The sequence below is a fragment of the Pseudonocardia charpentierae genome (assembly GCF_031845345.1).
GTDB classification, from domain to species: Bacteria; Actinomycetota; Actinomycetes; order Mycobacteriales; family Pseudonocardiaceae; genus Pseudonocardia; species Pseudonocardia charpentierae.
This window is the reverse complement of the sequence record NZ_JAVREJ010000006.1, coordinates 19,817-46,791: the sequence shown is the minus strand read 5'-3', so window position 1 is coordinate 46,791 and position 26,975 is coordinate 19,817. Positions and strand designations below refer to the sequence as shown.

Below are 26,975 nucleotides of genomic sequence, written 5' to 3'. Positions count from 1 at the left end.
TCGCTCACCCCGCGGCGGCCGGGGCGGCGAGGGCCAGGGCGTCGCGGAGGAACTCCACCTGCAGCAGGAGGAGGTTCTCCGCCACCACCTCCTGGGGCGTCATGTGGGTGACGCCGGACAGCGGCAACACGCTGTGCGGACGCCCGCCCGCGAGCAGCGCGGACGACAGCCGCAGGGTGTGCGCGGCCACCACGTTGTCGTCGGCCAACCCGTGCACCAGCAGCAGCGGACAGGTCAGCTTCGCGGCGTCCGGGAGCAGTGACGTCCGGGCGTAGGCGTCGGGGTGCGTGTCGGGACGGCCCAGGTACCGCTCCGTGTAGTGCGTGTCGTAGAGCGTCCAGTCGGTGACGGGCGCCCCGGCGACCGCCGCGTGGAAGACGTCCGGACGGCGCAGCACTGCGAGCGCGGCCAGGTAGCCGCCGAACGACCACCCGCGGATGCCCACGCGTGTCAGATCGAGATCGGGATGGTCCGCGGCGAGCGCATGCAGGGCGTCGACCTGGTCGTCCAGCACCGGCCCCGCCAGATCGCCCCACACCGCGCGCTCGAACGCCGGGCCCCGCGCCGGGGTGCCCCGGCCGTCGACGACAACGACGGCGAAGCCCTGCTCGGCGAACCACTGGCTGGTCAGATGGGCGCCACGAGCGGCGACGACGCGCTGGGCGTGCGGGCCGCCGTAGGGGTCCATGAGTACCGGCAGCGGCGTCCCCGGCCGGTGCCACGACGGCAGCAGCAGTGCGGTGCGCAGCCCCCGCTCGCCGCAGGTGTGCAGGGTGACGCGAGGCTGCAACCCGGGCGACTCGGCGTGCGAGGTGATGATGCGCTCGGCACCGCTCGCGGGCCGAACGGTCGTGAGCGTGCCGTCGGTGTCGAGCGACTGCCGCGTGACGACGAGCGTTCCGCCGGTCAGTCGACCGCCGTGCACCCCCGGCTCCGGCGTGAGACAGCGCAGCCCGTCGGCCGCGGACCAGGTCCACAGCGCGACGGAGACCGGGTCGTCCGAGGCGCTGAGCAACACCGTGTCGTCGTCGACGTCGAGCACGGCGCGGACCTGCAGCGTCGGCGGCGTGACCGGCTCGCCGTCGACCAGCAGGCGGCGTGCGTCGCCGTCGTCGGTGATCCACAGCAACGCGCCGGACGTGGTGCGGGCCGGCACTCCGGGGACGATCTCGACCCAGTCCGGGTCCGTGTCCTCGTGCACGAGGACCGTGGCCCCGGTCGCCGGGTCGACCCGCAGCACCCGCAGCGCGTGCTGGTCGCGGGGCTGCACGACGACGAGGAGCTCGTCGGCGGACCACACCACGTGGGCCAGGTACTCGTCCCGGACGGCGTCCCAGGCCACGTCGACCCGGATCCCGTCGAGCCCGACGACGACGAGCGAGACCCGTGCGTTGGGGGTGCCCGCGGCCGGATAGGCGACGACCGTCGGCTCCCGGTCGGGATTGGCGGGGTCCGCGATGTACCAGCGGCGCACCGGGGCGTCGTCGACCCGCGCGACCAGCAGCGATCGGCCGTCCGGAGACCACCAGTACCCCCGCATCCGGCTCATCTCCTCGGCCGCGACGAAGTCGGCGAGCCCGTAGGTGACGGTGTCCGATTCGGGGGTGGCGAGGGCGGTGGCGGAGCCGCTCGCGAGGTCGTGGACGTGCAGCGCGCCACCGCTGACGTAGGCGATGCGGGACCCCGTGGGGTCGGGACGGGGATCGACGACCGGGCCGGCGGACTCGAGAAGGCGCGGCGCCGCGCCGTCGGCGAGGTCGACCGCACACGGCCGGCCGGAGAGGGCGAAGGCAGCGATGGCACCCGCGCGGTCCGTGGCGTAGGCGACGATCCCGCCCGCCTGCTCGCGCGCCCGCTCGCGCCTGGCCCGCTCCTCGGGCGGCAGGTCCTCGTCGCCTCCGGTCTCGAGCGTGCGCGGGTCGGCGACCAGGCGTTCGGTACCCGTCAGCGGATCGAACGTCCACAGGCAGGTGACGGCGTCGGTCCCCCCGCGGGTGCGGAGGAACGTCACGCGCGTCCCGTCGGGGGAGATCGCGACGCCGCGGGGCGCGCCGAGCGTGAAGCGGCGGGTCCGGGCCTGCCGGCGGGGGAACGAGTCCGTCACGGTCGACAGTCTGCCTGCGACGGGCGGGGCGGCCGAGCTCCGGTTGTCGGGTGGCGGTATCCGGAGCGGGTCCGAGTCGTTCCTCCCTACGAGGGAGAGAGGTGAGCATCGATGATCACCATGTACCTGTCGGCCCGCTCGTTGGAGGCGGCCCGCGCCGTCGACCCGTACGTCTCGCCCGCCGCCGTGCACGCGGCGGTGGAGGTGGCGGTCGCGGAGCAGCTGCGGGCCGTCGCTGACCGGGGCCCGGACGAGATCCGCGCCCGCGCCGCGGCGATCGACCACGGCGCGGACGAGCGGCGTTGACGGAGGTCAGTCGACGCAGGTGACCCCGGCGGCGGAGATGCCGCTGGTGGGGGCGGCCGACGGTTCAGCGGACGCTGACGCGGTCGATGCCGCGGTGGGCGTCGGTCTCGTCGGCGGGCTGCTCGTCGGTGCCGCCGCAGTGTCGGTCGCGGCGATGGTGTCGCGGACGAAGGCGCGGACCTCGGCCGTGTCCACCTGCACGGCGATGCCGTCCACGGGCGTCTCGAGCGCCGGGGTGCCGGTCGGGATCGTGACGAAGCGGATGTCGCCACCGGACATCCGGCCGAACTGCACGACCAGCCTGTCCAGGTCCCACCCGCGGTCGAGCACGACGTTGCGGGTGACCGCGTCCACGAGGCGGCGGACCGCACCCGGGTCGGACAGCGTCCCGGTCGACAGCATCCGGCTCGCCATGCCGGCGAGGAACGCCTGCTGGCGGGCGATGCGGTCGAAGTCGCCGTCCTCCAGACCGTGGCGTTGCCGGACGAAGGCGAGCGCGTCCGGGCCACGGACCGTCTGCGGACCCGCGGGGAGGTCGACCCCCGACCGGACCTCGCGTTCGGGCCGCCGGAGGCAGACCGGCACGCCACCGATCGCCTCGGTCATCTCCACGAAACCGGCCAGGTTGATCTCGGCGTAGTGGTCGACGGGAAGTCGGGTGAACTTCTCGACCGTCTCGACCAGCGCACGACGCCCCGCGTCGCGCGACCGGCGGTCGAGCTCGGCACCGGTGACACCCTGCTTCTGGAGAGCGGCCTTGGCCACGTCGGTGGCGCGCCCGTACGCGGAGTTGATCTTGTGTGGGCCGCTGCCGTCGGCGAGAGTCACGAAGGAGTCGCGCGGGATCGAGATCGCGACGGCCCGCGCGTCCGGCCCGGCGGGCACGTGCAGCAGGATGATCGTGTCGGTGTGCAGCTGGCCCTCGTCCACACCGGCGCGCAGGGCCGCCAGCAGCTCCGCCGGGAGCGGGTTGCCCGACGCGTCGGTACGGCTGTCCAGCCCCACGAGGAGCGCGGTGAACGGCTGCTCGGGCTCAGGAGCGGCCGTCCGGGTCGTGATCACGTCGCTCGTGACGACGCGGTCGGTCAACGTGCGCTGGACCGACCAGCCGTAGCCGGTGCCGACCAGCAGGGCGAGCGACAGGCCCGCGGCGACCGTGCGCCCGAGCACCCCCGCGGCCAGGCGCACCACGCGGGCGGTTCCGCTCATCCGCACCCCGTCCCCGACGGACCGCCCGCGCGGAGGAGCACGACCGGTCCGAGGGGAATCGTCACCCGCGGAGCAGGGCGGACGCCACTCGAACCCGACGGCGACGCGCGGACAGGGGTCACCGCTTCATGATCGACCAGCACGAACGCCCGTGTCGATCACCGTCGAGTGATCGTTACCGACGTCCGTCACGCTCTGCTGCACCGGTTCGGCGGTGCTGGTCACACTCAGCGAGCTGACCTACGCTGCGGAACCACGGCATGCTCGCTGTGGGCACCGACTCGGCCGCGGCCGTGGACCACATCCCAACGACGGGAGGACACCGTGGCCGATCTCGTGCTCGGCGTCGACTGCAGCACCACAGCGTGCAAGGTCGTCGCCTGGGACCGTGCCGGCAAGGCGGTCGCCGAGGGCCGCGCCGACCTCGAGGAGATCCACCCCCAGCCCCTGTTCAGCGAGCAGAAGGCCGAGGGCTGGTGGGAGGGCACCTCCGCGGCGATCGCGCAGCTCATGCGCTCGATCGACGTCGACCGGGTGGCCGGGATCTGTATCACCCACCAACGTGAGTCCTTCGCTCCGGTCGACGAGGACAACCAGCCCCAGTACAACGCGATCCTGTGGGACGACGCGCGCTCCGAGGCCCAGCTGGCCGAGCTGGGCGAGCGCTTCGGCCACGACGACCTGCACCGGCGGACCGGCCGGGGGCCGTCGGTGACGCAGTCGTTCTCCAAGATCCTCTGGCTGGTGCAGAACCATCCCGACATCGCGCGCGACGCCTACAAGTTCATGGACGTCCACGGCTTCCTGGTCCAGCGGCTGACCGGGAAGTTCACCACCAGCCTGGCCTCGGCCGACTCCTTCGGGCTCATCGACGCCGAGCACGACGCCTGGGCCGAGGACCTCATCACCGGCATCGGGCTGCGTCCCGAGCAGTTCTGCGACACGGTCCGTCCGGGTGAGGTCATCGGCGAACTGACCGCCGAGGCCGCCCGCGCCACCGGGCTGCCCGCGGGGCTGCCGGTCGTGGCCGGGCTCGGGGACGGTCAGGCCGCGTGCCTCGGGGCCGGCGTGACGTCGCGCGACCGGGCCTACTTCAACCTCGGGACGGCCGTCACCGGTGGCCCGATCGAGCGTGAGTACGTCACCGACCCGTCCTTCCGGACCCTGTACGGCGGCGCCCCCGGGACCTATCTGCTCGAGAGCGTCCTGCGCGGCGGCATGGCCACCACGACCTGGTTCATGCGCCACTTCGGCGACACCGTCGACGGCAAGGCCGACTTCGACCACTACGAGGCCGCGGCCCGGAGAGTGGGGCCGGGGGCGGACGGGCTGGTCCTGGTGCCGTACTGGAACGCCGTGATGAACCCCTACCACGACAACTCCGCCAGCGGGATGATCGTCGGTTGGCGTCAGGAGCACGGCCGCGAGCAGCTGTTCCGCGCGGTCGAGGAGGGCATCTGCTTCGAGTTCAGGCTGGCCATGGAAGGCATCCAGGCCACCACCGGTGAGAACATCCGCGAGTACGTGATCCTCGGCGGCGGTTCCAACAGCGACCTGTGGTGCCAGATCGCGGCCGACGTCCTCGGTGCCACCGTGACCCGGGCCCACACCGTCGAGGCGACCAACCTAGGCGCGGGCATCCTGGGTGCCTACGGTGTCGGCTGGTACCCGTCGGTCGAGGAGGCCGCCTCGGCCATGACCGACACGGCGGAGAGCTTCCAGCCCGACGACAAGGCCAAGCAGCTGTACGACCGCCTGTTCGAGGAGGTCTACCGGCCGCTGTTCCCCGGCGTCCAGACCGCGCTGCAGCGCCTGTCCCGGCTCCGGGCCGAGCTGATGTAGCGCAGGCGCCGGCGACGTATCCCGCCGCGACCGTCGGGTAACCGGTGGTCGCCGCGGCCGACGCGATCGCGGCGGGCAGCCGCGTGTGGAGGCAGACGATGACCGCGACCGTCCCCGAGTTCCGCTACGACCCGGCCGACATGGCCGCGCTGCGGGGCAAGTTGCAGGCGCTGCCCGAGGCCGCCCGGTTCACGCGCTTCGAACTGGACCGGGTCGAGGTCGGGCCCGACGCCCTCCTGGCTCTGCCCGCCGTCCTCGACGACCTCGCACAGGGCCCGGGGCAGGTGCTGGTGGTGCAGGACGCGACCCCGATGCGCCGCGGGGACCAGGACCTCAAGGATCTCGTGCACCGACTGCTCGCCGACGCCGGCCGGGAGGTCCGCACGGTCGTCCTGGAGGCCGGCGAAGACGGGCAGGTCCACGCCGACGAGCACACCGTCGACCAGGTCTTCCACGAGCTGCGGCCGGGCCTGTCGGTCGTCTCCGTCGGCTCCGGGACCGTCACCGACGTCGCCAAGCACGCCGTCTTCCGGCACGACGAGTCGCACGAGCGGTTGCCGCTCGTGTTCATCGCGACCGCCAACACGATGGTCGCCTACACCGCCCGCATGGCCGTGATCGCGAAACACGGTGTGAAGCGCACCCACAAGTCCCGCCTGGCCGACGCACTCATCATGGACATCACGATCCTGCGCGACGCCCCGCCCGAGAGCGGGCTGGCCGGGATCGGCGACGCGGCGGCCATGTACGTCTCGTTCGGTGACTGGTGGCTCGGCAACCGTTTCGGGCTCGGCAACTACCTCGAGGCTTCGTCCGACCTGATCGGCGACGTCCGCACCCACCTGCTGCCCTACGCGAGCAGCATGGGGGAGCGCAGCCCGGCGGGGCTCGAGGTGCAGAGCCGACTGATGGTGCTCTGCGGGCTGAGCGCGACGATCGCCGGTGAGTCGGCCCCGCTGTCCGGGTACGAGCACGTGATCAGCCACATGCTGGACATGAGCGCCGCCCACTACGGCCGCCCGGTCGGCACCCACGGCGCCCAGGTGGGGATGGCGGTGCTGCCCTGCTCGGTCGCGTTCAACCTGCTCATCGACGAGCTCGACCCGGCCGACGTCGACGTCGACGCCTGCTACCCCGACCCCGACGCGATGCGGGCCGAGGTGTTGGCCGCGTTCGCGCCGCTCGACCCGACCAGGGCGATGGGCGAGGAGTGCTGGAGCGACTACGCCAAGAAGCTGTCCGGCTGGCGCGGGGCCCGGGCCGAGCTGGAATCGTTCCTGGCCGACTGGCCTGCGGAGCGGGACCGGCTGCGGGAGCTGGTGCCTCCGACCGAGGAGTGCGTGGAGGCTCTGGTGACCGCGGGTCTGCCGCTGCGCTTCGAGGAGCTGCCGACCCCGATCCCGGAGGAGCAGGCCCGCTGGGCGTTCGCCAACGCCCACCTGATGCGCAACCGGTTCTCCAGCGCGGACCTGCTGCACTTCCTCGGCCGGCTCGACGAGGGCTTCGTGGACCGGGTCTTCACCCGCATGCACGAGCTGACCGACCGGGCGAGGCCGCGCGGCTGACCGTGCGGCGACCGGACGGTCCGACGACGAACGACGAGGAGACGTGAAGCCATGGCCGTCGTGACGATCCTGGGCGCCGGGGCGATGGGCGCGGCCCTCACCACCCCCGCGTTGGCCGCCGGTAACGAGGTGCGGCTCTGGGGAACCTGGCTGGACGACGACATCCTCGCCGCGCTGCGGGCGGGTCGGCCGCACCCGCGCATCGACGTCCCGATCGACCAGGCGGCGGTGCTGTTCGACTCCGGCGACCTCGCCGCGGCGCTCGACGGTGCCGAGCTGGTGATCCTGGCGATCAGCTCCGACGGGGTGGTGGACGTGCTGCGCCGGGCGGCGCCGCACCTGCGTCCCGGACTGCCGCTGCTCGTCACCACCAAGGGGTTCGGATACGACCCCGACGGCAAGGTCGGCCTGCTGCCCCCGCTGCTGCGCGCCGTGATGCCCGGCGAGCTCGCCGACGGCTGCCCGATCGTGGCCATCGGCGGACCGTGCAAGGCCAACGAGGTGGCCGTCGGCCGGCCGACCGCCGCGGTGTTCGGCTGTGCCGACGTCGGCGTGGCCGAGCGCGCCGCTGCCCTGCTCGGCACCGAGGTGTACCGCCTCGCCACCACCGACGACGTCGACGGGATCGAGGCCTCGGCGGCGATGAAGAACGTCTACGCGATCGCGCTCGGGATCGCCGACGGGCTCGCCGAGACCGGCGGCGAGCCGTGGCACAACCTCAAGGCGGCCACCTTCGCCCAGGCCGCCACCGAGATGCAGCGGCTCGCGACCGCGCTCGGCGGCCGCGCCGAGACCGCGGTCGGGCTGGCCGGGGTGGGTGACCTCGAGGTCACCGGCCTGTCCGGGCGCAACAAGGTCTACGGCGCCCGGATCGGCAGGGGTGAGCCGGCCACGGCGGCGCTGGACGAGATGGTGGCGGCCGGCCAGACCGTGGAGGGTGTCGCCGCGGCGCGGTTCGCGGCCGAGCTGGCCGAGCAGCGGGCCCTCGACGGCCTGCCGCTCCTCGGCGCGATCACCGAGGTGCTCGCAGGCGCCGAAGAGCCGGCCGCACGCATCACAGCCGCCGTCCTCCCGGCCGGGCGGTAGGACCACGCAGCTCGCAAGGCGCGGGCGCGTGGGTCCGGTGTGGACGGGCGGTCGGCCGGCGGTGGGGTTGCCCGTTGGCCGGGGGAGACCGACGCATCGTCCGGCACACTGGTGCCGTACAGAGCCTCGGCCGACCAGGCCTGATCGAGTTCGCCGACCCCGAGCGGTGCGCAACCATCGGCGTGATCGTCGCGGCGCCTTCTGGATGGGAGCAGTGGTGTCGTTCCGGTACTACCTGTACGTCAGTGACAGCAAGATCGACATGCTGCTCGCGCAGATGGATCCCACCGTCACCCGCAAGCGCACCACCGAGGTGAGCCTGAACCTGTCGATCCTCGGCGGCAAGCACGCCTCGGAGACACCCGCGGGTGGTGATCGGACGGCTCGCCTGTCGCGGGTGATCCGCTACCTGGAGCAGTACGGCGACCTCGGCACCGTCGACGAGCCCGGTCAGTTCTTCTGGGGACTCATGCCGATGCGCTGGGGACCTTTTCCGACCGAGCCGACGCTCGTGTACTTCGGCGGTGCCACCGAACGCACCGTGACGGGCATGGGCGGCTCGGGCAATCACGTCCTCGGCGCCTCGCCGGCGGCCGCGCCTCCCATCCCCAGGTCACTGACCCCGTCGCTGCTCGCCGGGCTGCGCACCGATCCGGAGATCGGCGCGCTGGCCGAGGCCATCAGGAACGAGGATCAGGCGGAGCAGCGGGGTGTCGTGGCCGCCGTGCGCCGGGCCAACGAGGTCGTGCCGGGGCCGGAGCAGAACCTCGAGTTCGTCGCCAAGCGGCTGTTGTACGAGCCCGCCCCCACGCCCGGGGGCAGGAACGTGCTGCTCGGCAGCCCGCTGTACGTGGCGCTGGTGGACTAGATGTGGTCCCCGGGTGACGTGGTGCTCGGGGTGTACGAGGTCCGCGACGTCGTCAGCACCGGCGGCATGGGCCTGGTGTACCGGGTGTGGCACCGACAGTGGGAGATGGAGCTGGCGGTCAAGACCCCACGCGAGGAGCTGGTCGCCTCCCCGGCCGATGCCGAGCGGTTCGAGGCCGAGGCGGAGGCATGGGTCGGACTCGGCGCCCACCCGCACGTGGTGACCTGCGCCTACGTCCGGCGCGTCGACGGCACGCCCCGGGTGTTCGCAGAATGGGTCGACGGCGGCAGCCTGGCCGAGGCCGTCCGCGACCGTGCGCTCTACCGCGGCGACCACCGCTCGGCGGTCCGCCGGATCCTGGACCTGGCGATCCAGTGCGCCTGGGGTCTCGAGCACGCGCACGGCCGAGGCGTGGTGCACCAAGACGTCAAGCCCGCCAACGTCATGCTGGACCGGGGCGGCGCTGCCAAGGTCACCGACTTCGGTCTCGCCAACGGCCGCGTGCCCGGCGGCGGGCGGGAGCCCCTGGTCACGGTCAACGGGATGACCGTGGAGTACTGCTCGCCCGAACAGGCCCGGGGCGAGCGTCTCGGACCGGCGACCGATGTGTGGTCGTGGGCGGTGAGCGTGTTCGAGATGTTCGCGGGCAGGCCGCCGGTCATGTTCGGGCCCGCGGCGGCGGCCGAGTTCGCGGAGTTCCTCGGGACCGGCGCCGACGACCCGGCCGTCCCGCCGATGCCCCCGGGCCTCGTCGACCTGCTGCGGCGCTGTCTCGCCGAGGATCCCGGGGACCGCCCGACGACCTTCGGTGCGATCGCCGACGACCTGGCGGACGTCTACCGGGGCACGGTGTTCGAGCCGTACCCGCGTCACCGGCCCGACGAGGCCCCGCTGCTCGCCGACGCTCTGTCCAACCGCGCCCTCTCCCTGATGGACCTCGGGCACGCCGACCGGGCGGACCAGTTCTGGGAGGAGGCTCTGCGGGTCGACCCGTACCACCCGCACGCGACCTACAACCGAGGTCTGCGGAAGTGGCGACGGGGGCTGCAGACCGATCGGGAGCTGATCGCGGAACTGGACGCCGTCCGCCTGGGTCAGGCGAGCGATCGCACCGCCGACGTCCTGCTCGCGCTCGTGCACATCGAGCGTGGGGACAAGGAGTCCGCCCTCCGCCTGTTGCGGCATCTGCCGGACAGCCCGGAGGCCGCCGCCGCCCGAGAACTGCCGGATCGACGCGTCATGAGGATCCCCGGCCCGACCTTGTCCAGCGGAGCGCACCCGATCGCTCTGAGCGCCGACGGCCGGGTGGCCACGGTGACGCTCCGGCACCGGGAGGTGGAGGTCTGGTCGCTGGAGGCCGAGCGGGTCGTGCAGCGCCTCGTCGGCCACGAGGGCCACCTCTGGTCCGTGTCCCTGAGCGCCGACGGTCGGGTCGTCGCGTCCGCGGACGGGCGCGGGCAGGTGCGGGTCTGGGACACGATCACCGGCGAGTGCACCCGGGAGGTCGACCTGCCGCCGGAAGCGGTGCAGTCCGTCGCGGTCAGCCCCGACGGAACCGTCGTGGCCACCGCCGGTGCCGACGGATCCGTACGGATCCTCGGCGACACGGTGGACGTGGTCGACGCTGGTCCCGCGGGTCACGGACCTGGTCTCGGCGGGGCGATCGCGATCAGCGCGGACAACCGGCGGGTGGCCGTGTTCGACGGGTACACGTGGACGCTGCGGGTGCTGGATGCTCGCACCGGCGAGGTGCTCTGGACGGTCGGCCGTCTGCGGCTGCATTGTGCCATCAGCCCCACCGCCCGGTTCGCCCTCTCCGCCACGGAGGGCGACGAGATGCTCCTGCTGGACCTGACGACCTTCGAGGTGAGGCCGCTCGGCGGGGCCCAGTTGTGGAACAGGGGCTCCGGTTGGCTGGCGGTCAGCGACGACGGCCGCACCGCGGTGAACGCTGCCGACATCGTTCTCCGGAGCTGGCGGCTCGACGAGAACCGGTGCATGTTCAGCACCACCGTGGACTCGCACAACCCCATGGACGTCGCCCTGAGTGCCGACGGCCGCACCGTGCTGGCGGTCCTCGCCAGTCGCACCCCACGGGTACTCCACTCCACCGGAGTCGTCCACGTTCCCGAGCCGGGGCCGATCGCGCCGTGGAGCTACGCCCGCCCGCAACCGACCGACCGCATCGCCGGCGACGCGCTGGTGGCCGAGGAGAACCTCGACCTGGCCGGCGACCTCCTCGAGACCGGTCGACTCGCTGACGCCCGTCGCCAGCTGGACATCGTGCGCCGGATGCCCGCCTACCGTCGACATCCGCGGCTTCGGGCGCTGTGGCGGCGTGTGGGCACGTTCAGTGAACGAAGCACCTTCGCGGGTGTCTGGCCCACCCGCCGGTTTGACGACGTCATGAGTTCGGCGGTCACCCGGGACCTGCGCTTCGCCTTCGTCGACCTGTACCGGGGTGTACGCGTCCTCGACCTGCGTAGCGGTCAGATGGTGGACAGCCCGGACCGGCACGAGTTCCGGTTCGAGTTCACCACCGCCTGTTCCGACGACCGGCACCTGATCGCGGAGGACTCCGAACGCGCCGAGGTGCTGTGGGACCTCAAGACGGCCCGCCGGGCGGGCGTGATCGTGCGCGACGACAACGGCAACCCCACGCTGACGGTGGAGAACCCGGCCTTCGAGTTCTTGCGGCGAGACGGCATCAGCGTCCTGCGTAACCGGATGACGGGCCAGCGAGTGCACGGGTGGTCGGCGCGCACGGACGAGCGGGTCGTGCTGTGGGGGGACGTCGCTGTTCTGGTCAACAACGACGGTCGAATCCGAGTTCTGGACGCTCGTACGCTCACCGCCGGGCGCCAGGCGCGCATGCCCGCCGGAGAACTCGTCCGGATGCGGCTCACCCGCGCCGACGGCGCGGTCGAGACGACAGGCCAAGGGCCTGTCGTGGCCAGCTCCGACGGTCGGGTCGTCGTCGCCACGCGTGCGAACTTCTCGAACAGCGGGCTCGTGATGGTGTCCGTGGCCGGGTCGCCCGAGGTCGTGGCCAGGGTGGACGATGACAACGTGGTGTCCCTGGCGTTGACCGCCGACGGTGACCTGCTGCTGACCGCGTCCCGACGCGTGATCCGCCTGTGGCATGTGCCGACCGGCAAGCTGGTCACCGAGATCGAGTGCAGGCAGGACATCAACACGATCGGGATGTCCGCCGACGGGTGCGCCGTCCTGGCCGTGGTCGGCTATCGCGACATCCAGTGCTGGGAACTGGACTGGGACTACCAGACGCGCGTCTAGTGTCCTGCGCCGTTGATTCGGCGTAGAAGTCGTCCGAGTCGTTCGAGGATGTCCTCGGCGGTCCTGGTCCAGATGAACGGTCTGGGGTTGTCGTTCCAGGCCTTCACCCAGCCTCGGATGTCGGTTTCGAGTGCTTGGACGCTGCGATGGTCACCGCGCTGGAGCAGGTCTTCGGTGAGGTAGGCGAACCAGCGTTCGACCTGGTTGAGCCAGCTGGAGTAGGTCGGGGTGTGGTGCAGGGTGAAGCGGGGATGGCGGGCCAGCCATGTCTTGATCGCCGGGGTCTTGTGGGTGCCGTAGTTGTCGGCGATCAGGTGGACCTGTAGGTGCGCGGGGACCGTGGCGTCGATCTTGGTGAGGAACTTCTTGAACTCGACCGTGCGGTGCCGGCGGTGCAGCGAGGAGATCACGGTGCCGTCCGCGGTGTTGAACGCCGCGAACAGGCTGGTGGTCCCGTGGCGGACGTAGTCGTGGGTGGCACGCTCGGGCATGCCGGGCATCATCGGGAACGTCGGCTGGGACCGTGCCAGGGCCTGTACCTGTGACTTCTCGTCCACCGACAGCACGACTGCACCCTCGGGTGGGTTGAGGTAGAGCCCGACGACGTCGAAGACTTTCTCCACGAACAACGGGTCGTCTGACAGCTTGAACGTCTCGGCGCGGTGCGGCTTGAGTTCGAAGGTCTTCCAGATCCGTCCGATGCTCGAGCGCGACAACCCGGTCCGTTCGGCCATCTTCGCCCGCGACCAGTGCGTGGCGTTCGCCGGCGTGGACTCCAGCGTTGCCACGACAACGTCCTCGACTTGCTCGGCGGTGATCGACGATGGGCGCCCGGGCCGCGGATCATCGGCCAGCCCGTCGAGGCGGGCCTGCACGAACCGGGCCCGCCATTTACCGACCATCTGCACCGAGACTCCGAGGTCGTCGGCGACCGTGGTGTTCGACCGACCCTGCGCGCACGCCAGCACGATCCGAGAGCGCATCGCCAGCGCCTGCGCCGAGGTGGCCCGCCGCGCCCACCGCTGCAGCTGCTCGCGCTCCTCAGCGGTCAGTTCCAACACGGCTTTCGGACGTCCGGTACGGGCCATACCCCAGTCTAGGACTTACCCTGCGAAATACTGGCGCAGGACACTAGTTCTACTGTCCACGCAGGTTGAGTGCGGCGCCAGCAGCTCGGTGCGCTCGGATTCGGGGAGCTGGCGGCTACCAGCCGCGCCCGCGCCACTCGCCGAGGTGCGGGCGCTCCCGGCCGAGGGTGGTGTCGTCGCCGTGGCCCGGGTAGACCCACGTCTCGTCCGGCAGGGTGCCGAACACCCGCTCCTCGAGGTCGTTCATCAGCGACGCGAAGTCGTCGGGCGACCCGGTCTTCCCTGGGCCGCCGGGGAACAGCGAGTCGCCCGTGAAGATGTGGGGGCCGTCGTCGGCGCGGTACACCAGGGCGATCGAACCCGGGGTGTGCCCGCGGAGATGGATCACCTCCAGGGACACCTGGCCGACCGAGATCGTGTCGCCCTGCTCGACCGTGTCGTCGACCGCCACCGGCAGCTCGGGCGCGTCGAGGGGGTGCGCGATCTGACGGGTACCGAACTTGTCCGCCACGGCGCCGAGAGCCTGCCAGTGGTCGTAGTGGCGGTGCGTGGTGACCGTGGTGCGCAGCTGCGCACCGTCCGCCGAGCCGACCACCTCCGCGAGGCGGTCCGGCTCGTTCGCCGCGTCGATCAGCAACGCCTCGCCGGTCGTGGTGCACACGAGGAGGTAGGCGTTGTTGTCCATCGGTCCGACCGAGACCTTGGTGATCGTCAGTGCGCCGAGGTCGCGGCGGGCAGCGGCCCCGCCCGGATCCGTATGTCCGCTGTAGGTGTCGAGGACGTCCACGACCGCGGAGCGTACGGACTCCCGCCACGTCGTGGCGAGCCGTCGCCATCTGACGGAATCCATCGGGATTGACGATGCGTCCGGCCCCGAGCACGGTGGCCGCATGACCCGGACGGTGCCGGACCCGGCCGTCGACGCTGCGTCGTTCGCCGCCCTGTTCCGCACGATCTACCTCACCTACCACCGCCGTGACGGCCCGCGCAGCGGTCTGACCGGTGCCTCGCGTGCGGTGCTCGGCCACCTCGCCCACACCGGTCCCCTGACGATCGGGGAGGCGGCGCTGCACCTCGACCGGGCGCAGTCGGTCGTCAGCGAGATCGTCGACGGGCTGGAGCGGCGTGGCCTCCTCATCCGCGACCGCGATCCCGCGGACCGTCGCCGCACCCTCGTCTGGCTCACCCCCGCCGGGATCGAGGCCCTGCGGCGCGATGCGGAGGTGCTGTCCGAGGACGCGCTGGCCGCCGCGATCGCACGGATGACCGACTCCGACCGCACCTCTCTGCTCACCGGCGCCGCTGCACTCCTGGCCGCAGCGCCCCCGCCCCGGAAGGAAGCACCATGACCGATCCCACCTCGTGCGAGAGCTGCGGCATGCCGCTGGAGACCGGCCGCTACTGCACGCACTGCACCACCGACTCGGGCCGGTTGCAGCCGTTCGAGGAGCGTTTCGCGCGGATGGTGGCGTGGCAGGAGCGCCGCAACCCCGACCAGTCGCGGGCGGACGCCGAGGCGGCCACGCTGGCCTACCTCGCCGCCATGCCCGCCTGGCGTGACCACCCGCAGGTGACCGGCGGGGACTGAGGCGCGTCCAGCGGACGCGCCGTCGGGACGAGCGGGGGTCGGGAGCGCGCCGTTCGAACATGCGTGCGAAGCTAGCGGAGCGGTCCGACAGTTCCGTTCGTCCCTGTCGCGTCCGGCGCGCGGCATCGCTCGTCCGGCGCGAGCCGGTCGACGCGACGGAACTTGTCGGTGGCCGCGCTTAGCATGGAATGCGGGGCCGGACGCCATCCGTTCCCTCTGTTCGTGGTTCGGCCCGTGCCGCTCCCGAACTATCCCCAGCCTGATCCTGGAGGCTCCCCACCGTGGTCGACCGTTCCCCCGACGACCGTTTCAACGGTGCCGCGCGCCCTGTGCGTTCCTCGGAGGCCCCGCGTCTCGTCGTCCGCGGCGCGCGCGAGCACAACCTGCGCGGCGTCGATCTCGACCTGCCGCGCGACAGCCTGATCGTCTTCACCGGGTTGTCCGGTTCGGGGAAGTCCAGCCTCGCGTTCGACACGATCTTCGCCGAGGGCCAGCGCCGGTACGTCGAGTCGCTGAGCGCGTACGCCCGGCAGTTCCTCGGGCAGATGGACAAGCCGGACGTCGACTTCATCGAGGGCCTGTCCCCGGCGGTCTCGATCGACCAGAAGTCGACGAACCGCAACCCGCGCTCGACGGTCGGCACGATCACCGAGGTGCACGACTACCTGCGGTTGCTCTACGCCCGGGCCGGCGTGCCGCACTGCCCGGTCTGCGGGCACGTGATCGAGAAGCAGACGCCGCAGCAGATCGTGGACCAGGTGCTCGCCATGGCGGAGGGCAGCCGCTTCCAGGTGCTGGCTCCGGTGGTGCGCACCCGCAAGGGCGAGTTCGTCGACCTGTTCTCCACGCTGCAGACCCAGGGCTACTCTCGCGTGCTCGTCGACGGCACGGCGCACCAGCTCAGTGCGCCGCCCACGCTGAAGAAGCAGGAGAAGCACGACATCTCGGTGATCGTCGACCGCCTGGCGGTCAAGGCGAGCGCCAAGCAGCGGCTGACCGATTCGGTGGAGACGGCGCTGCGCCTCGCGGACGGGCTGGTCGTGCTCGACTTCGTCGACCTCCCGGACGACGACCCGCACCGCCAGCGTCGGTTCTCCGAGCGGATGGCGTGCCCGAACGGGCACCCGCTGACCCTCGACGACCTCGAGCCGCGCACGTTCTCCTTCAACTCGCCCTACGGCGCCTGCCCCGAGTGCACCGGCATCGGGATCAAGAAGGAGGTCGACCCGGACCTGGTGGTCCCGGACCCCGAGCTGAGCCTGGCCGACGGCGCCATCGCCCCGTGGGCGGGCGGCCAGTCCGCGGAGTACTTCGGCAGGCTCCTGGAAGGTCTGGCCTCCGCCGTCGGCTTCCGGACGGACGTGCCGTGGCGCCGACTGTCGGCGTCTGCACAGAAGGCGGTGCTGCACGGGACCACGGACCAGGTCCACGTCCGCTACCGGAACCGGTACGGCCGCGAGCGGTCGTACTACGCGAACTTCGAAGGTGTGATCCCGTTCCTCGACCGCCGTCTCGACCAGACGGACTCGGAGTACGCGCGGGAGAAGTACGAGGGCTACATGCGCGACGTGCCGTGCCCGGCCTGCAAGGGCGCACGGCTCAAGCCCGAGGTCCTGGCCGTCACGCTGGCGCACCGCGAGCAGGGCGACAAGTCGATCGCCGAGGTCTCGGCGATGTCGGTGGCCGACTGCTCGGAGTTCCTCGACGGGATGCTGCTCGACGCCCGCCAGGCCGCGATCGCCGGGCGGGTGCTCAAGGAGGTGCAGGCCCGGCTGGGCTTCCTGCTCGACGTCGGCCTGCACTACCTGTCGCTGGACCGGGCTGCCGGGACGTTGTCCGGAGGCGAGGCGCAGCGGATCCGGCTCGCCACGCAGATCGGATCCGGGCTGGTGGGCGTGCTCTACGTGCTCGACGAGCCGTCGATCGGGCTGCACCAGCGCGACAACCGCCGTCTGATCGAGACGCTGACGCGGCTGCGCGACATGGGCAACACCCTCATCGTCGTCGAGCACGACGAAGACACCATCCGCGCGGCCGACTGGGCGGTCGACATCGGACCGGGCGCGGGGGAGCACGGCGGCGAGGTGGTGCACAGCGGCACGGTCGCCGCGCTCGAGTCGCACGACACCTCGCTGACGGGCGCCTACCTGTCCGGACGTCGATCCATCCCCGTCCCGGTGCAACGCCGGCGGATCGACCCGAAGCGGAAGCTGTCGATCGTCGGGGCGCGCGAGCACAATCTGCGCAGCCTGGACGTCGACATCCCGCTCGGCTGCCTCGTCTCGATCACGGGCGTGTCGGGCTCCGGCAAGTCGACGCTGGTCAACGACATCCTGGCGACGGTGCTGGCGAACCGGCTGAACGGCGCGCGGCAGGTCCCGGGCCGACACACCCGCGTCACCGGCCTGGACAACCTGGACAAGCTGGTCCGGGTGGACCAGGGCCCGATCGGCCGCACCCCACGGAGCAACCCCGCCACCTACACGGGAGTGTGGGACCAGGTCCGCAAGCTGTTCGCCGCCACCACCGAGGCGAAGGTGCGCGGCTATCAGCCGGGTCGGTTCTCGTTCAACGTCAAGGGCGGCCGCTGCGAGGCCTGCTCCGGCGACGGCACGATCAAGATCGAGATGAACTTCCTGCCCGACGTCTACGTCCCGTGCGAGGTGTGCCACGGCGCCCGGTACAACCGGGAGACCCTCGAGGTGCACTACAAGGGCAAGACGGTCGCGGACGTGCTGGACATGCCGATCGAGGAGGCGGCGGAGTTCTTCGCGCCGATCACCTCGATCGCCCGCTACCTGCGCACGCTCGTCGACGTCGGCCTGGGTTACGTCCGGCTCGGGCAGCCGGCGCCCACGCTCTCGGGAGGCGAGGCGCAGCGCGTCAAGCTGGCCACCGAGCTGCAGAAGCGGTCCAACGGGCGGACGGTCTACATCCTCGACGAGCCGACCACGGGCCTGCACTTCGAAGACATTCGCAAGCTGCTCGACGTGATCAAGGGGCTGGTCGACAAGGGCAACTCGGTGATCGTCATCGAGCACAACCTGGACGTCATCAAGACCTCCGACTGGATCATCGACATGGGGCCGGAGGGCGGTTCGGGCGGCGGCACGGTCGTCGCGCAGGGCACGCCCGAAGAGGTCGCGGCGCACCCGACGAGCTATACGGGGCAGTTCCTGCGCGACCTGGTCACGCCGGAGGAAACCCCCGTCCGGCCCACGAGGCGCCGCAAGGTCGCTGCGGCGGGCTGACAGGAGGCAGGCTGACAGGGAGGTCAGTCCGGTAGCACTCCCAGTTGCTGCAGGAACGACAGCTGATCCCAGTAGAAGTGGCTGCTCGCGATCAATTCGTCACGGGCGGTGTGCAGGCCGACGTAGGGCACCGCGACGGCCTTACCCGTCGCCGGCATCTCACTCCCGTCGGGCATCGGCGACGGACCTGTGTTCGTTCCCTCGAACAGGGACTCCTCGACGAGCGTGGTCCCGTCCGTCACGACCTTCCGGGCCGTGATCCGGTTGTCGGGGAACGGGTCCGCGTTCTGCCTCCAGAACTCGCGCGCGCCGTCGTGCCCCGTGACGGTCGCGTCCGGGGTGACGATCTCGCAGTCCTCGGTGTAGAGAGCTACGTACGCGTCGCGGTCGTGCCGGTTCCATGCGTCGGTCGCCAGGTCGTTGAGTTCCGTGATTCCCATGACCGACCTCCTCCATCGCTGTGAGGCGCGTCACATTAGGGGACTGGCTCCTCTCGTACCAGCAGCCGATCGGCCGAAAACAGCGACGTACCCCTAGCCCGACCGCGGGTCGTCGCCCGCAGCGGTACCGCGACCGGCGGCGCGTTGCGGCGTCGCCTTCGCGCCCTTCGGTCCACCAGATCCCGCCGGGTACTCCTCCAGTGGCACCTCGTCGCGCTCCCACGCCTGCAGCACCGGCTCGACGATGCGCCAGAGTTCCTCGGCTTCGTCGCCGCGGATGGAGAGCGTGGGGTCGCCCTCGGCGATCTCCTTGAGCAGGAGGGCGTAGGGCGGCAGCTCCTGGGTCGGGAACTCGCTGTCGAGCGTCACGCGCTCGAGGTCGAACGGGTCGCCCTCGCCGTTGAGGTTGAGCTCGAGGGAGATCGCGTCGGGGGAGAGGGTGAAGCGCAGGACGTCCGCGCGGTCCCGGTCGTCGAAGGGCTCGTGCGGGACCGTCTTGAAGTACACGGCGATCTCGCGCCGCTCCTGGCCGATCGCCTTGCCGGTGCGCAGCCGGAACGGCGTGCCGCCCCAGCGCCAGTTCGAGACCCGGAAGGTCACCTCGGCGTAGGTCTCCGTACCCCGCGACGGGTCGACGCCCTCGGCGTCGGCGTAGGCCGGCAGGTCCTTCCCGCCGACTGTCCCCGCGGTGTAGCGGGCGCGGCGGGTGGCCTTCGCCATCTCCTCGGGCTTGGGCGGAACCACGGCCCGCAGGGCCTCGACCTTGCGGTCGCGCAGGTCCCGGTCGGTGATCGACCGGGGCGGGTCCATCGCGACCAGCGCGAGCATCTGCAGGAGATGGTTCTGGATCATGTCGCGCAGTGCGCCTGCGCGGTCGTAGTAGTTCGCGCGCCCCTCCAGGCCCAGCGACTCGTACCAGGTGATGTCCACCCGGCTGATGTGCTCGCTGTTCCAGACCGGCTCGAAGATGCGGTTGGCGAAACGCAGGCCGAGAACGTCGAGGACGGTCTGCTTCGCCAGGAAGTGGTCGATGCGGAAGACGTCGCGCTCGTCGAACGAGCGGGCGATCAGTGCGTTGAGTTCCTTCGCGTCGTCGAGGTCCGTACCGAACGGCTTCTCGACGACGAGCGTCGCGTGCGGGGGCAGCCCCGCCTCCGACAGAGCCTCGAGCGTGGGCCGGAACAGGACGTTCGGCAGGGCGAGGTAGACCGCCATGGGTGACGCGAGACCGTCGAGTGCCTTGCGCAGGGCGTCCGCGGACGTGACGTCGGCCTGCCGGTAGGACAGCCGCTCCAGGAAGGCCTCCGTCGCCTTCTCGTCCCGGTCCGGCAGGTGCGCGTCGAGCTTCTGGCGCGCGTGGTCACGGTAGGCGTCGTCGTCGCCCGCGTCGCGGTCCATGGCGACGACCTGCATCTCTGCGGGCAGCTGGCCGGCACCTGCGAGCCGGACGAGGGCCGGTAGGAGGAGGCGCCCGGTCATGTCACCGCGGGCGCCGAGGACGACGAGAGTCTTGAGCAGGTCGGGCACGGAGCCGTAGTTCCCCGTGCGTCGCCGGCCGAACCGGCGTCGCCCGGTCCCCGGCTCATGGCGTTCGGATGAGCTCAGCATGGTGGCTTTGCTGCACTCCGACCGCAGCAAAGCCACCATGCTGCAACCCGCTCACGCCGGCCGCGCCGACGCCGCGCCCGCCGCCGCGCGATCAGCGCAGCCGGTAGAAGCGGAAGAAGTCGTTCTCGATGTCGAGGATTTCGACATCGGCGAACCCGGCCTCCACCGCGTAGCGGCGCAGGGTGGACGGCCGCATCACCGTCCCCGTGCCCGCCGACGACCCGTGCGCCATGCCGTCGGCCAGGCAGCACACCAGGCTGTAGCCGTACATCAGCCGCTCCACGTCGTCGCCGGGGGCCGTGAACGTCTCCGCCACCCGCTCGTCCATCACCACGACGGCGCCGCTCCCACCGGCCAGCTTCCGCATCGCCGCCAGCACCCCGACCGGGTCGGGCAGGTCGTGGATGCACTCGAAGGCGAACACGGCGTCGTACGTGCCCCGGTCCACCGCCGCGACGTCGCCCGCATGGAACCGCACCCGGTCGTCGACGCCTGCCTCCCGGGCGTTGCGCCGCGCCGCCTCGATCGACGGCAGGTCGACGTCGTAGCCGTCGACCGTGGCGTCCGGGTAGGCCAGGGCGATGCCGATCGACGACCAGCCCAGCCCACAGCCCACGTCGGCCGCGCGCCCGCCCGCCCGCAGCGCGGCGTCGACGTCCGGGATCGCGGGCAGGTACTCGCGGCCGAGCGGACCGAGGAACAGGGGCCGGTTGGCGGCGGCCTGCCCCTCGCGGGCGTCCGGCCCGTGCTCGGCCCAGCTCACGCCGCCGCCGGTCCGGAAGGCGTTCGCCATCAACTCGGTCTGCTTGAGGCAGCCGACGACGAACTGGACGAAGGGAGCGAAGTGCGAGGGGTCGAGGGCGTCGGTCAGCGGCCCGACCTGCGGGGCCGGCAGTTCGTAGCGCCGAGCCAGCGCGTCGACGACCCGATCATCCGTCACGAGGATCCCGGTCACCGCCTGCTGTTCCAGCCACTCGCGGGCGTACCGCTCGGCGGTGCCGGTACGCGTCGCCAGCTCGATGGAGGTGAGGGGGCCCGTGGCGAGCGCCCGGTAGTAGCCCAGGCGGTCGCCGAGATAGACCGCCTGCAGGTCGAGGGCGCCGAGGATCGAGCCGAACAGGCGCTCGACGAAGGCGTCGGTCACGGCGGTGTCGGAAGGACCGGCCAGGGAAACGGGATGAACATCGGTGGTCATGGCGACGACGCTAGGAACGGGCGCCGTCGGACCGCTGTCAGCGCGCTGTCAGCTCGGCCGGGAGAACGCGGTGCCGGTCTCCAGGAGCGACTTGAGGTCGCTGAGCACCCACGGCCAGCCGCCACCACCCCCGCCCGGCTGGTCGTCGGCCTGGCCGCTGGTCATCACGGCGAGGTTCGGGGCGCCGGTGAGGTCGTGCGTGACCGTCAGCCGGGTGATGCCGTCGGTCTCGACGAGCTCGTAGGTCAGGCGGGTGAAGCCCTCGGCCTTGAGGCCGTCGTCCATGAGCATCCGCCAGGTCTGGACGAACCGCCTCGGCGGGTCGGACTCGACGACCTCGCCGTCGATGATCGGCCCGACACGCCGAACTCCTGCATGCCGGTGCCGGCGGTGGTGACGAAGGAACTGCCCGCCTGCAGGTCCGACTGCACGAACCCGCCGTAGCCGTACCGGTCGCTCCACTCGGGGCTCAGCAGGGCGTCCCACACCCGCTGCGCGGGAGCGGTGATGTAGACGCGGTGCACCTGGACGGTGCGGACGCCTGCCGTGTCGTTCGTCGGGGAGCCGGTCGCGGTGGTCATGTCTCGTCCTCCAGTTGCCTCTTCAGGTCGGCCAACGCCGAGACCTGCCGTTCGGTGTACTTGTCGATCCACCGGTCGTGGATCAGCCGGATCGGGACGGAGTTGAGGAAGTGCAGCTTCTCCCGGCCCTGGCGTCGGCTGACGACGAGACCGGCCTCTTCCAGCACCTTCAGGTGCTTCATCACCCCGAACCGCGTCATCTCCAGCTCGGACTCCAGCTCGGTGAGCGTGCGGCCGTCACGGGCGAAGAGCAGATCGAGCAGGAAGCGACGGGTCGGGTCGGCGAGGGCCTTGAAGACCCGGTCGTCGCTCCCGTCGTCCGTCACGCCCCAATTATGTGACCAAATGGTCACCTGTCAAGAAGCTGTCCGAACTGGGACGATGCGGGCGTGGTAGCGCTCGGCGTCCTCGGGCCGCTGCTGCTGGAAGGGGCGGCCGGTCCGGTCCGGATCGGCTCCGCCCGTCAGCGGCGGCTGCTCGCCGCGCTCACGGCGCACCTCGGGCGCTCCGTCGATGTCCTGCGCCTGGCCGACCTCGTCTGGGCGGACGACCTGCCCGCCGACCCGGCCGGCGCGGTGCAGACCAACGTCGCCCGGCTGCGCCGCGTACTGCCCGCCGCCCTCCGGCTGTCCACGACCCCCGAGGGCTACCGGCTGGACGCCGATCGGGCGGACGTCGACGTCACGGCCTTCGCCGACCACCTCGCCGCGGCAGCGGTCCTCGACGACCCGGCCGCGCGCTGCGTCCGTCTGGAGGCGGCGCTGGCGTTGTGGCGGGGGAGCCCCTACCCGGAGCTGGACCATCCCGAGCTGGTGCCCGAGGTCGCGCGGCTCGCCGCACTGCGGGCCGGGGCGGCCGAGCAGCACGCCACGGCGCTGCTGGCCGTGGGTCGGGTCGCGGAGGCCGTCGCGGAGCTCGAGGCGCTGGTGGCTGCGGAGCCGCTGCGGGAGGAGGTCGTCGGGGTCCTCATGCAGGCTCTGGTGGCCGCCGGGCGCCAGGGTGACGCACTCGCGACGTTCGCCCGCCTGCGCGCCCGGCTCGCCGACCAGCTCGGGCTCGACCCGTCGGCCCAGCTCCGTGAGCTGGAGCGGCGGGTGCTGCGCCAGGAGCTGCCCGTCGGTCCGGCGCCGGACACGCGTACCGGGGCGCGGCCGCCCCGGCTGCGGGTGCCGCTGAGTTCGTTCGTCGGCCGGGCAGTCGACGTCGCGCGCGTCGTCGAGGCCGTGCAACGGTGCCGGGTGGTGTCGCTGTGCGGGCCGGGTGGAGTGGGCAAGACGCGGCTGGCCCGGCACGTCGCCGCGACGATCGCCGACCGGTACGGCGACGGCGCCCTGCTCGTCGAGTTCGGCGAGGGCGGGGCCGCCGACGTCGTGCCGCTTCTCGCCGCTGCCCTGCGGCTCACCGACGGCCGCGCCGAGCGGAGCGGATCCGTGGTCGACGGCATCGTCGAGGTGCTCGCGGTCCGCCACCAGCTGGTGGTGCTGGACAACTGTGAGCACGTCTGCGACGAGGTCGCCGCGCTGGTGGAGGCGATCACGGCCGACGCCCCGCGCGTCGACCTGTTGCTCACCAGCCGCGAACCGGTGCGGGTCGACGGCGAGCAGGTGCTGCCGGTCGCGCCGTTGGAGCCGGACGCGGCGGCCCGGTTGCTCGTCGACCGGATGCGGGCCGGCGACCCCACCGTCGCACCCGACCCCGACGACGAGCTGGTCGCCGAGGTGTGCCGGCGACTCGACGGCCTGCCGCTCGCCCTCGAGCTGGCCGCCGCCCGCGCGCTCCCGCTGGGCCTGCCCGGTCTGCTCGGCGCCCTGGAGTCGTCGGAGGAGCCGTTCGGGGTGCTCCGCGGCGGACACCGGACCGCCTCGCCCCGGCACCGCTCCCTGCGGGACGTCGTGGCGTGGTCCCACGGTCTTCTCGACGAGGAGCAGCGGGCGCTCTTCGACCGGCTGTCGGTGTTCGCGGGACCGGTGGAACTCGCCGCAGTAGCCGCGGTCTGCGGAGACGCCGGTGCGCTCCCCGATCTCGTCGACCGTTCGCTCGTCGTCCGGCACCCGGGGGAGCCGGCGCGGTTCGGAATGCTCGAGACGCTGCGGGCGTTCGGTCGTTCCCGGCTGGCCGGCGACCCGGCTGCGGCCCGGCTGCGGGCCCGGCACGCGACGTGGGCGGCGCGGTTGGCCGACGAGGTGACCGCCGACCGCCGCAGCCCGGGTGAGATCGCGGCGATCCGCCGCTTTGACGCGCACCTGGCCGACCTGCGGCGCGCCCACGCCTGGCTCTGTGCCCACGGCCCTCACGACGAGTTGCTGCGCCTGACGATCCCCATCGCCGAGCTGTCCTACCTGCGGGGACGTGCCGACCTCGTCCTGCTCCTCGAGGAGACCCTCCGCACCGCCGGGGTGCTCGATCCCGGCCAGGAGCTCCGCGGCCGGAGCCACCCGCTGCTCGCCCGACTGCTCGGACAGCATGCGCACACCTGGTGGCAGCGGGGGAACCTCGACGTCGCCGAGCGACAGGCGCGGCGGGCCTTGGCGATCGCGGCCGGGTCCGGCGACGCCACCGCAGCCCGCGACGGACACGAGGCACTGGCGAACGTCCTCGGCTTCCGCGGCGACCTCGACGCCGCGCGGTGCCACGCCCTGCGCGCCCACGAGCTCGCCGTCGCCGCCGACGACACCGACACCCTCGCGATGGTCCTGGTTGACCTGGCGACCCAGTCGGCCTACGCCGGGCGCCACGACGACGCCGCCCGGTACGAGGCCGCGTTCGTCGCGCTCGTCGACCGGACCGGATCCGCGACCGGCCGAGCCTCCCTCGCCTACACCCGCGGTGAGTGCCTGGCCGAGCGCGGCGACCCGGACGCGGCGCGCCACCTGCAGGAGGCCGTCGCCGTGGCCGAGGAGGTCGAGCTGTGGTTCGTCGCCGGGATCGCCCGGCACACGCTGGTCACCTCCACGGCGCGGCTCGCCGAGGATCCGGCCGCGGTGGTGTCCACCTTCGGCCCCCTGATCGACCACTGGCACGGCTTCGGCTCGTGGACCCAGCTCTGGATGGTCGTCCGGGCGCTCGCCGAGACGCTGTCCCGCCTCGGCCGCCACCACGAGGCCACGCTGCTGCTCGGCGCCTTGGCCGCCAGTCCTCGGGCGTCGCAGGTGTACGGCTCCGACTCCCGGCGGATCGACGACGTCGAGGACGCTGCGCGCGCGGCACTCGGCGACGCCTTCGAGTCCTGCCGGGCCGAGGGCGCCGCGCTCGGCGACGTCGAGGCCGTCGCCCTCGCCCGCCGGCTCACCCGGTCCGCTCCGCTGCGATTCCCGGGCTGAGCATGCGGCCGGACCCGTTTCCGTACGGCCGGTAGGGGCTGGTAACCTACGGAATGCGACCACCCTGTCGCGCGTTTTACCAGGCGTCAGGGCGATCAAGTGGAGCCCCGGCTCCCACCCACCGCTCCACAAGCGGCCGGGTTCGGTCCGCAGTCCTGCCATGGCTATCGTCGCCGTGGCAGGGCCGCTGGGCCGTCGGGTCTCCGCTCCGTCGCACCAACGACGTCGAAACGAGGAGACCCCATCAGCACAGAGACGCGCATCAACGACCGTATTCGCGTTCCCGAGGTCCGCCTGGTCGGCCCGAACGGCGAGCAGGTCGGCATCGTGCGTATCGAAGACGCCCTGCGGCTGGCGCAGGAGGCCGAGCTCGACCTCGTCGAGGTCGCCGCCACCGCCCGCCCGCCCGTCTGCAAGCTCATGGACTACGGCAAGTTCAAGTACGAGAGCGCGCAGAAGGCCAGGGAGTCCCGCCGCAACCAGCAGCTCACCACGATCAAGGAGCAGAAGCTCCGGCCGAAGATCGACACCCACGACTACGAGACCAAGAAGCGCAACGTCGTGCGCTTCCTCGAGGGTGGCAACAAGGTCAAGGTCACGATCATGTTCCGCGGTCGCGAGCAGTCCCGCCCCGAGCTGGGGTTCCGGCTGCTGCAGCGGCTCGCCGAGGACGTGGCCGAGCTGGGCACGGTCGAGGCGGCGCCGAAGCAGGACGGGCGCAACATGACGATGGTGATCGCTCCGAACAAGAAGCCGGCCAAGCCGCGCGCCGCGGCCGTCGCGCAGACTGTGGACGCGCCCCAGGCCTGACCGGGCCGGGACGTTCCACGGGAACGCACCACCAGATCGACCTGCACCGAAGCACGCCAACTCTGGCGCCCCGTCACGGGGCGCCACCGGGGAACGGAACAGTCATGCCCAAGAACAAGACCCACAGCGGGACCGCGAAGCGCGTCAAGATCACCGGCACCGGCAAGCTGCGCCGCCAGCAGACGGGCCTGCGGCACCGGCTCGAGGTCAAGTCGAGCGCTCAGACCCGCCGTCAGACCGGGACGGTCGCGATCGCCCCGGCTGACGTCAAGCGGGTCAAGAAGCTCCTCGGTCGCTGAGCTGTGACCGATCCGGGCACGACGCGCCGGATCACGATTCCCCGCTGACCCCGGGGCGGCGGTCCGTTCCGCACCGCCGCCCCGACAAGAGACAGGAATTCCCATGGCACGCGTGAAGCGCGCGGTCAACGCTCAGAAGAAGCGTCGCACCACCCTCGAGCTGGCCAGCGGCTACCGCGGACAGCGCTCGCGGCTGTACCGCAAGGCGAAGGAGCAGATGCTCCACTCGCTCAACTACGCCTACCGCGACCGGCGCGCCAAGAAGGGCGACTTCCGGCAGCTGTGGATCACCCGCATCAACGCCGCGGCCCGCCAGAACGGCATGACCTACAACCGGTTCATCCAGGGCCTGAAGATCGCCGGTGTCGAGGTCGACCGCAAGATCCTCGCCGAGCTCGCCGTCAGCGAGCCCGCCGCGTTCGCCGCTCTCGTCGAGGTGGCACGGGCGAACGTGCCCGCCCAGGACGGGACCGCGGCCTGAGCACTCCGGCTCGCCGGCACCTGGAACCGCCCGGCAC

The 26,975-nt window shown here is 71.9% G+C and carries 23 protein-coding genes; 13 read left to right on the top strand and 10 right to left on the bottom strand.

Annotation, left to right across the window (positions count from 1 at the left end):
• Positions 1-4 precede the first annotated feature (4 nt).
• Positions 5-2,104 carry a S9 family peptidase gene (locus tag RM445_RS10910; RefSeq protein WP_311556064.1) on the bottom strand — a complete coding sequence of 700 codons (2,100 nt, stop codon included), beginning with the start codon at positions 2,102-2,104 and terminating at the stop codon, positions 5-7.
• Positions 2,105-2,215: 111 nt separating this feature from the next.
• On the opposite strand from RM445_RS10910, the gene RM445_RS10905 reads away from it, so the two are divergent.
• Complete coding sequence (locus tag RM445_RS10905) at positions 2,216-2,410, top strand: hypothetical protein (RefSeq protein ID WP_311556063.1); 195 nt, start codon at positions 2,216-2,218, stop codon at positions 2,408-2,410.
• A gap of 6 nt (positions 2,411-2,416) precedes the next feature.
• On the opposite strand, the gene RM445_RS10900 is transcribed toward RM445_RS10905, so the two are convergent.
• Positions 2,417-3,619 carry an LCP family protein gene (locus tag RM445_RS10900; RefSeq protein WP_311556062.1) on the bottom strand — a complete coding sequence of 401 codons (1,203 nt, stop codon included), beginning with the start codon at positions 3,617-3,619 and terminating at the stop codon, positions 2,417-2,419.
• Positions 3,620-3,943: 324 nt separating this feature from the next.
• On the opposite strand from RM445_RS10900, the gene RM445_RS10895 reads away from it, so the two are divergent.
• From RM445_RS10895 to RM445_RS10875, 5 genes are all read left to right on the top strand, one after another.
• Positions 3,944-5,461 carry a xylulokinase gene (locus RM445_RS10895; RefSeq protein ID WP_311556061.1) on the top strand — a complete coding sequence of 506 codons (1,518 nt, stop codon included), beginning with the start codon at positions 3,944-3,946 and terminating at the stop codon, positions 5,459-5,461.
• Positions 5,462-5,559: 98 nt separating this feature from the next.
• The gene (locus tag RM445_RS10890) at positions 5,560-7,026 is read left to right on the top strand and encodes an iron-containing alcohol dehydrogenase (RefSeq protein WP_311556060.1); all 1,467 of its coding nucleotides are present in this window, start codon (positions 5,560-5,562) and stop codon (positions 7,024-7,026) included.
• 51 nt (positions 7,027-7,077) lie between these two features.
• Positions 7,078-8,112, top strand: coding sequence for an NAD(P)H-dependent glycerol-3-phosphate dehydrogenase (locus RM445_RS10885; RefSeq protein WP_311556059.1), 1,035 nt, complete (start codon positions 7,078-7,080; stop codon positions 8,110-8,112).
• 217 nt (positions 8,113-8,329) lie between these two features.
• Positions 8,330-8,980 carry a DUF7019 family protein gene (locus RM445_RS10880; RefSeq protein WP_311556058.1) on the top strand — a complete coding sequence of 217 codons (651 nt, stop codon included), beginning with the start codon at positions 8,330-8,332 and terminating at the stop codon, positions 8,978-8,980.
• Positions 8,981-12,277, top strand: a complete 3,297-nt coding sequence (locus RM445_RS10875) for a protein kinase domain-containing protein (RefSeq protein ID WP_311556057.1) — start codon at positions 8,981-8,983, stop codon at positions 12,275-12,277.
• On the opposite strand, the gene RM445_RS10870 is transcribed toward RM445_RS10875, so the two are convergent.
• A complete protein-coding gene (locus RM445_RS10870; RefSeq protein WP_311556056.1) occupies positions 12,274-13,365 on the bottom strand; it encodes an IS630 family transposase in 1,092 nt (363 codons plus the stop codon). The genes RM445_RS10875 and RM445_RS10870 overlap by 4 nt on opposite strands.
• A gap of 115 nt (positions 13,366-13,480) precedes the next feature.
• Positions 13,481-14,152, bottom strand: coding sequence for an MBL fold metallo-hydrolase (locus tag RM445_RS10865; protein ID WP_311556055.1), 672 nt, complete (start codon positions 14,150-14,152; stop codon positions 13,481-13,483).
• 103 nt (positions 14,153-14,255) lie between these two features.
• Here RM445_RS10865 and RM445_RS10860 point away from each other — a divergent pair, with 103 nt between their 5' ends.
• The 3 genes from RM445_RS10860 (at position 14,256) to uvrA (ending at position 18,204) form a co-directional block, all read left to right on the top strand.
• The gene (locus RM445_RS10860) at positions 14,256-14,714 is read left to right on the top strand and encodes a MarR family winged helix-turn-helix transcriptional regulator (RefSeq protein ID WP_311556054.1); all 459 of its coding nucleotides are present in this window, start codon (positions 14,256-14,258) and stop codon (positions 14,712-14,714) included.
• Positions 14,711-14,953, top strand: a complete 243-nt coding sequence (locus RM445_RS10855; RefSeq protein WP_311556053.1) for a zinc ribbon domain-containing protein — start codon at positions 14,711-14,713, stop codon at positions 14,951-14,953. Before RM445_RS10860 ends, RM445_RS10855 begins: the two co-directional genes overlap by 4 nt.
• Before the next feature lie 329 nt (positions 14,954-15,282).
• The gene (gene uvrA, locus RM445_RS10850; RefSeq protein ID WP_311556052.1) at positions 15,283-18,204 is read left to right on the top strand and encodes an excinuclease ABC subunit UvrA; all 2,922 of its coding nucleotides are present in this window, start codon (positions 15,283-15,285) and stop codon (positions 18,202-18,204) included.
• Positions 18,205-18,227: 23 nt separating this feature from the next.
• Here the strand turns inward: uvrA and RM445_RS10845 are convergent, their stop codons facing one another.
• The 6 genes from RM445_RS10845 to RM445_RS10820 form a co-directional block, all read right to left on the bottom strand.
• Positions 18,228-18,644 carry an ester cyclase gene (locus tag RM445_RS10845; protein WP_311556051.1) on the bottom strand — a complete coding sequence of 139 codons (417 nt, stop codon included), beginning with the start codon at positions 18,642-18,644 and terminating at the stop codon, positions 18,228-18,230.
• 93 nt (positions 18,645-18,737) lie between these two features.
• Positions 18,738-20,252, bottom strand: coding sequence for a glucose-6-phosphate dehydrogenase (locus RM445_RS10840; RefSeq protein ID WP_311556050.1), 1,515 nt, complete (start codon positions 20,250-20,252; stop codon positions 18,738-18,740).
• A 91-nt stretch (positions 20,253-20,343) separates the two neighbouring features.
• On the bottom strand, positions 20,344-21,447 hold the full coding sequence (locus RM445_RS10835; protein ID WP_311556049.1) for a class I SAM-dependent methyltransferase: 1,104 nt from the start codon (positions 21,445-21,447) through the stop codon (positions 20,344-20,346).
• A gap of 48 nt (positions 21,448-21,495) precedes the next feature.
• On the bottom strand, positions 21,496-21,732 hold the full coding sequence (locus tag RM445_RS10830) for an SRPBCC family protein (protein ID WP_397469275.1): 237 nt from the start codon (positions 21,730-21,732) through the stop codon (positions 21,496-21,498).
• Positions 21,693-22,028 carry an SRPBCC domain-containing protein gene (locus RM445_RS10825; protein WP_311556047.1) on the bottom strand — a complete coding sequence of 112 codons (336 nt, stop codon included), beginning with the start codon at positions 22,026-22,028 and terminating at the stop codon, positions 21,693-21,695. The genes RM445_RS10830 and RM445_RS10825 overlap by 40 nt, the downstream gene beginning before the upstream one ends.
• Complete coding sequence (locus RM445_RS10820; protein WP_311556046.1) at positions 22,025-22,354, bottom strand: ArsR/SmtB family transcription factor; 330 nt, start codon at positions 22,352-22,354, stop codon at positions 22,025-22,027. Before RM445_RS10820 ends, RM445_RS10825 begins: the two co-directional genes overlap by 4 nt.
• A gap of 63 nt (positions 22,355-22,417) precedes the next feature.
• Here RM445_RS10820 and RM445_RS10815 point away from each other — a divergent pair, with 63 nt between their 5' ends.
• The 4 genes from RM445_RS10815 to rplT all read left to right on the top strand — a co-directional run bounded on the left by RM445_RS10815 (position 22,418) and on the right by rplT (position 26,938).
• A complete protein-coding gene (locus RM445_RS10815) occupies positions 22,418-25,348 on the top strand; it encodes a BTAD domain-containing putative transcriptional regulator (protein WP_311556045.1) in 2,931 nt (976 codons plus the stop codon).
• A gap of 243 nt (positions 25,349-25,591) precedes the next feature.
• Positions 25,592-26,158 carry a translation initiation factor IF-3 gene (gene infC, locus RM445_RS10810; RefSeq protein WP_311556250.1) on the top strand — a complete coding sequence of 189 codons (567 nt, stop codon included), beginning with the start codon at positions 25,592-25,594 and terminating at the stop codon, positions 26,156-26,158.
• A 104-nt stretch (positions 26,159-26,262) separates the two neighbouring features.
• Positions 26,263-26,457, top strand: coding sequence for a 50S ribosomal protein L35 (gene rpmI, locus RM445_RS10805; protein WP_311556044.1), 195 nt, complete (start codon positions 26,263-26,265; stop codon positions 26,455-26,457).
• Between the two features lie 103 nt (positions 26,458-26,560).
• The gene (gene rplT, locus RM445_RS10800) at positions 26,561-26,938 is read left to right on the top strand and encodes a 50S ribosomal protein L20 (protein WP_311556043.1); all 378 of its coding nucleotides are present in this window, start codon (positions 26,561-26,563) and stop codon (positions 26,936-26,938) included.
• Positions 26,939-26,975 lie beyond the last annotated feature (37 nt).

What these genes read in the sequence shown, in the direction of transcription:
- RM445_RS10905 (WP_311556063.1), top strand. Translation starts at nt 2,216, where the DNA reads ATGATCACCATGTACCTGTCGGCCCGCTCGTTGGAGGCGGCCCGCGCC.
- RM445_RS10900 (WP_311556062.1), bottom strand. Translation starts at nt 3,619, where the DNA reads ATGAGCGGAACCGCCCGCGTGGTGCGCCTGGCCGCGGGGGTGCTCGGG.
- RM445_RS10890 (WP_311556060.1), top strand. Translation starts at nt 5,560, where the DNA reads ATGACCGCGACCGTCCCCGAGTTCCGCTACGACCCGGCCGACATGGCC.
- RM445_RS10885 (WP_311556059.1), top strand. Translation starts at nt 7,078, where the DNA reads ATGGCCGTCGTGACGATCCTGGGCGCCGGGGCGATGGGCGCGGCCCTC.
- RM445_RS10875 (WP_311556057.1), top strand. Translation starts at nt 8,981, where the DNA reads ATGTGGTCCCCGGGTGACGTGGTGCTCGGGGTGTACGAGGTCCGCGAC.
- RM445_RS10870 (WP_311556056.1), bottom strand. Translation starts at nt 13,365, where the DNA reads ATGGCCCGTACCGGACGTCCGAAAGCCGTGTTGGAACTGACCGCTGAG.
- RM445_RS10860 (WP_311556054.1), top strand. Translation starts at nt 14,256, where the DNA reads ATGACCCGGACGGTGCCGGACCCGGCCGTCGACGCTGCGTCGTTCGCC.
- RM445_RS10855 (WP_311556053.1), top strand. Translation starts at nt 14,711, where the DNA reads ATGACCGATCCCACCTCGTGCGAGAGCTGCGGCATGCCGCTGGAGACC.
- RM445_RS10845 (WP_311556051.1), bottom strand. Translation starts at nt 18,644, where the DNA reads ATGGGAATCACGGAACTCAACGACCTGGCGACCGACGCATGGAACCGG.
- RM445_RS10840 (WP_311556050.1), bottom strand. Translation starts at nt 20,252, where the DNA reads ATGCTGAGCTCATCCGAACGCCATGAGCCGGGGACCGGGCGACGCCGG.
- RM445_RS10835 (WP_311556049.1), bottom strand. Translation starts at nt 21,447, where the DNA reads ATGACCACCGATGTTCATCCCGTTTCCCTGGCCGGTCCTTCCGACACC.
- RM445_RS10830 (WP_397469275.1), bottom strand. Translation starts at nt 21,732, where the DNA reads ATGGACGACGGCCTCAAGGCCGAGGGCTTCACCCGCCTGACCTACGAG.
- RM445_RS10825 (WP_311556047.1), bottom strand. Translation starts at nt 22,028, where the DNA reads ATGACCACCGCGACCGGCTCCCCGACGAACGACACGGCAGGCGTCCGC.
- rpmI (WP_311556044.1), top strand. Translation starts at nt 26,263, where the DNA reads ATGCCCAAGAACAAGACCCACAGCGGGACCGCGAAGCGCGTCAAGATC.
- rplT (WP_311556043.1), top strand. Translation starts at nt 26,561, where the DNA reads ATGGCACGCGTGAAGCGCGCGGTCAACGCTCAGAAGAAGCGTCGCACC.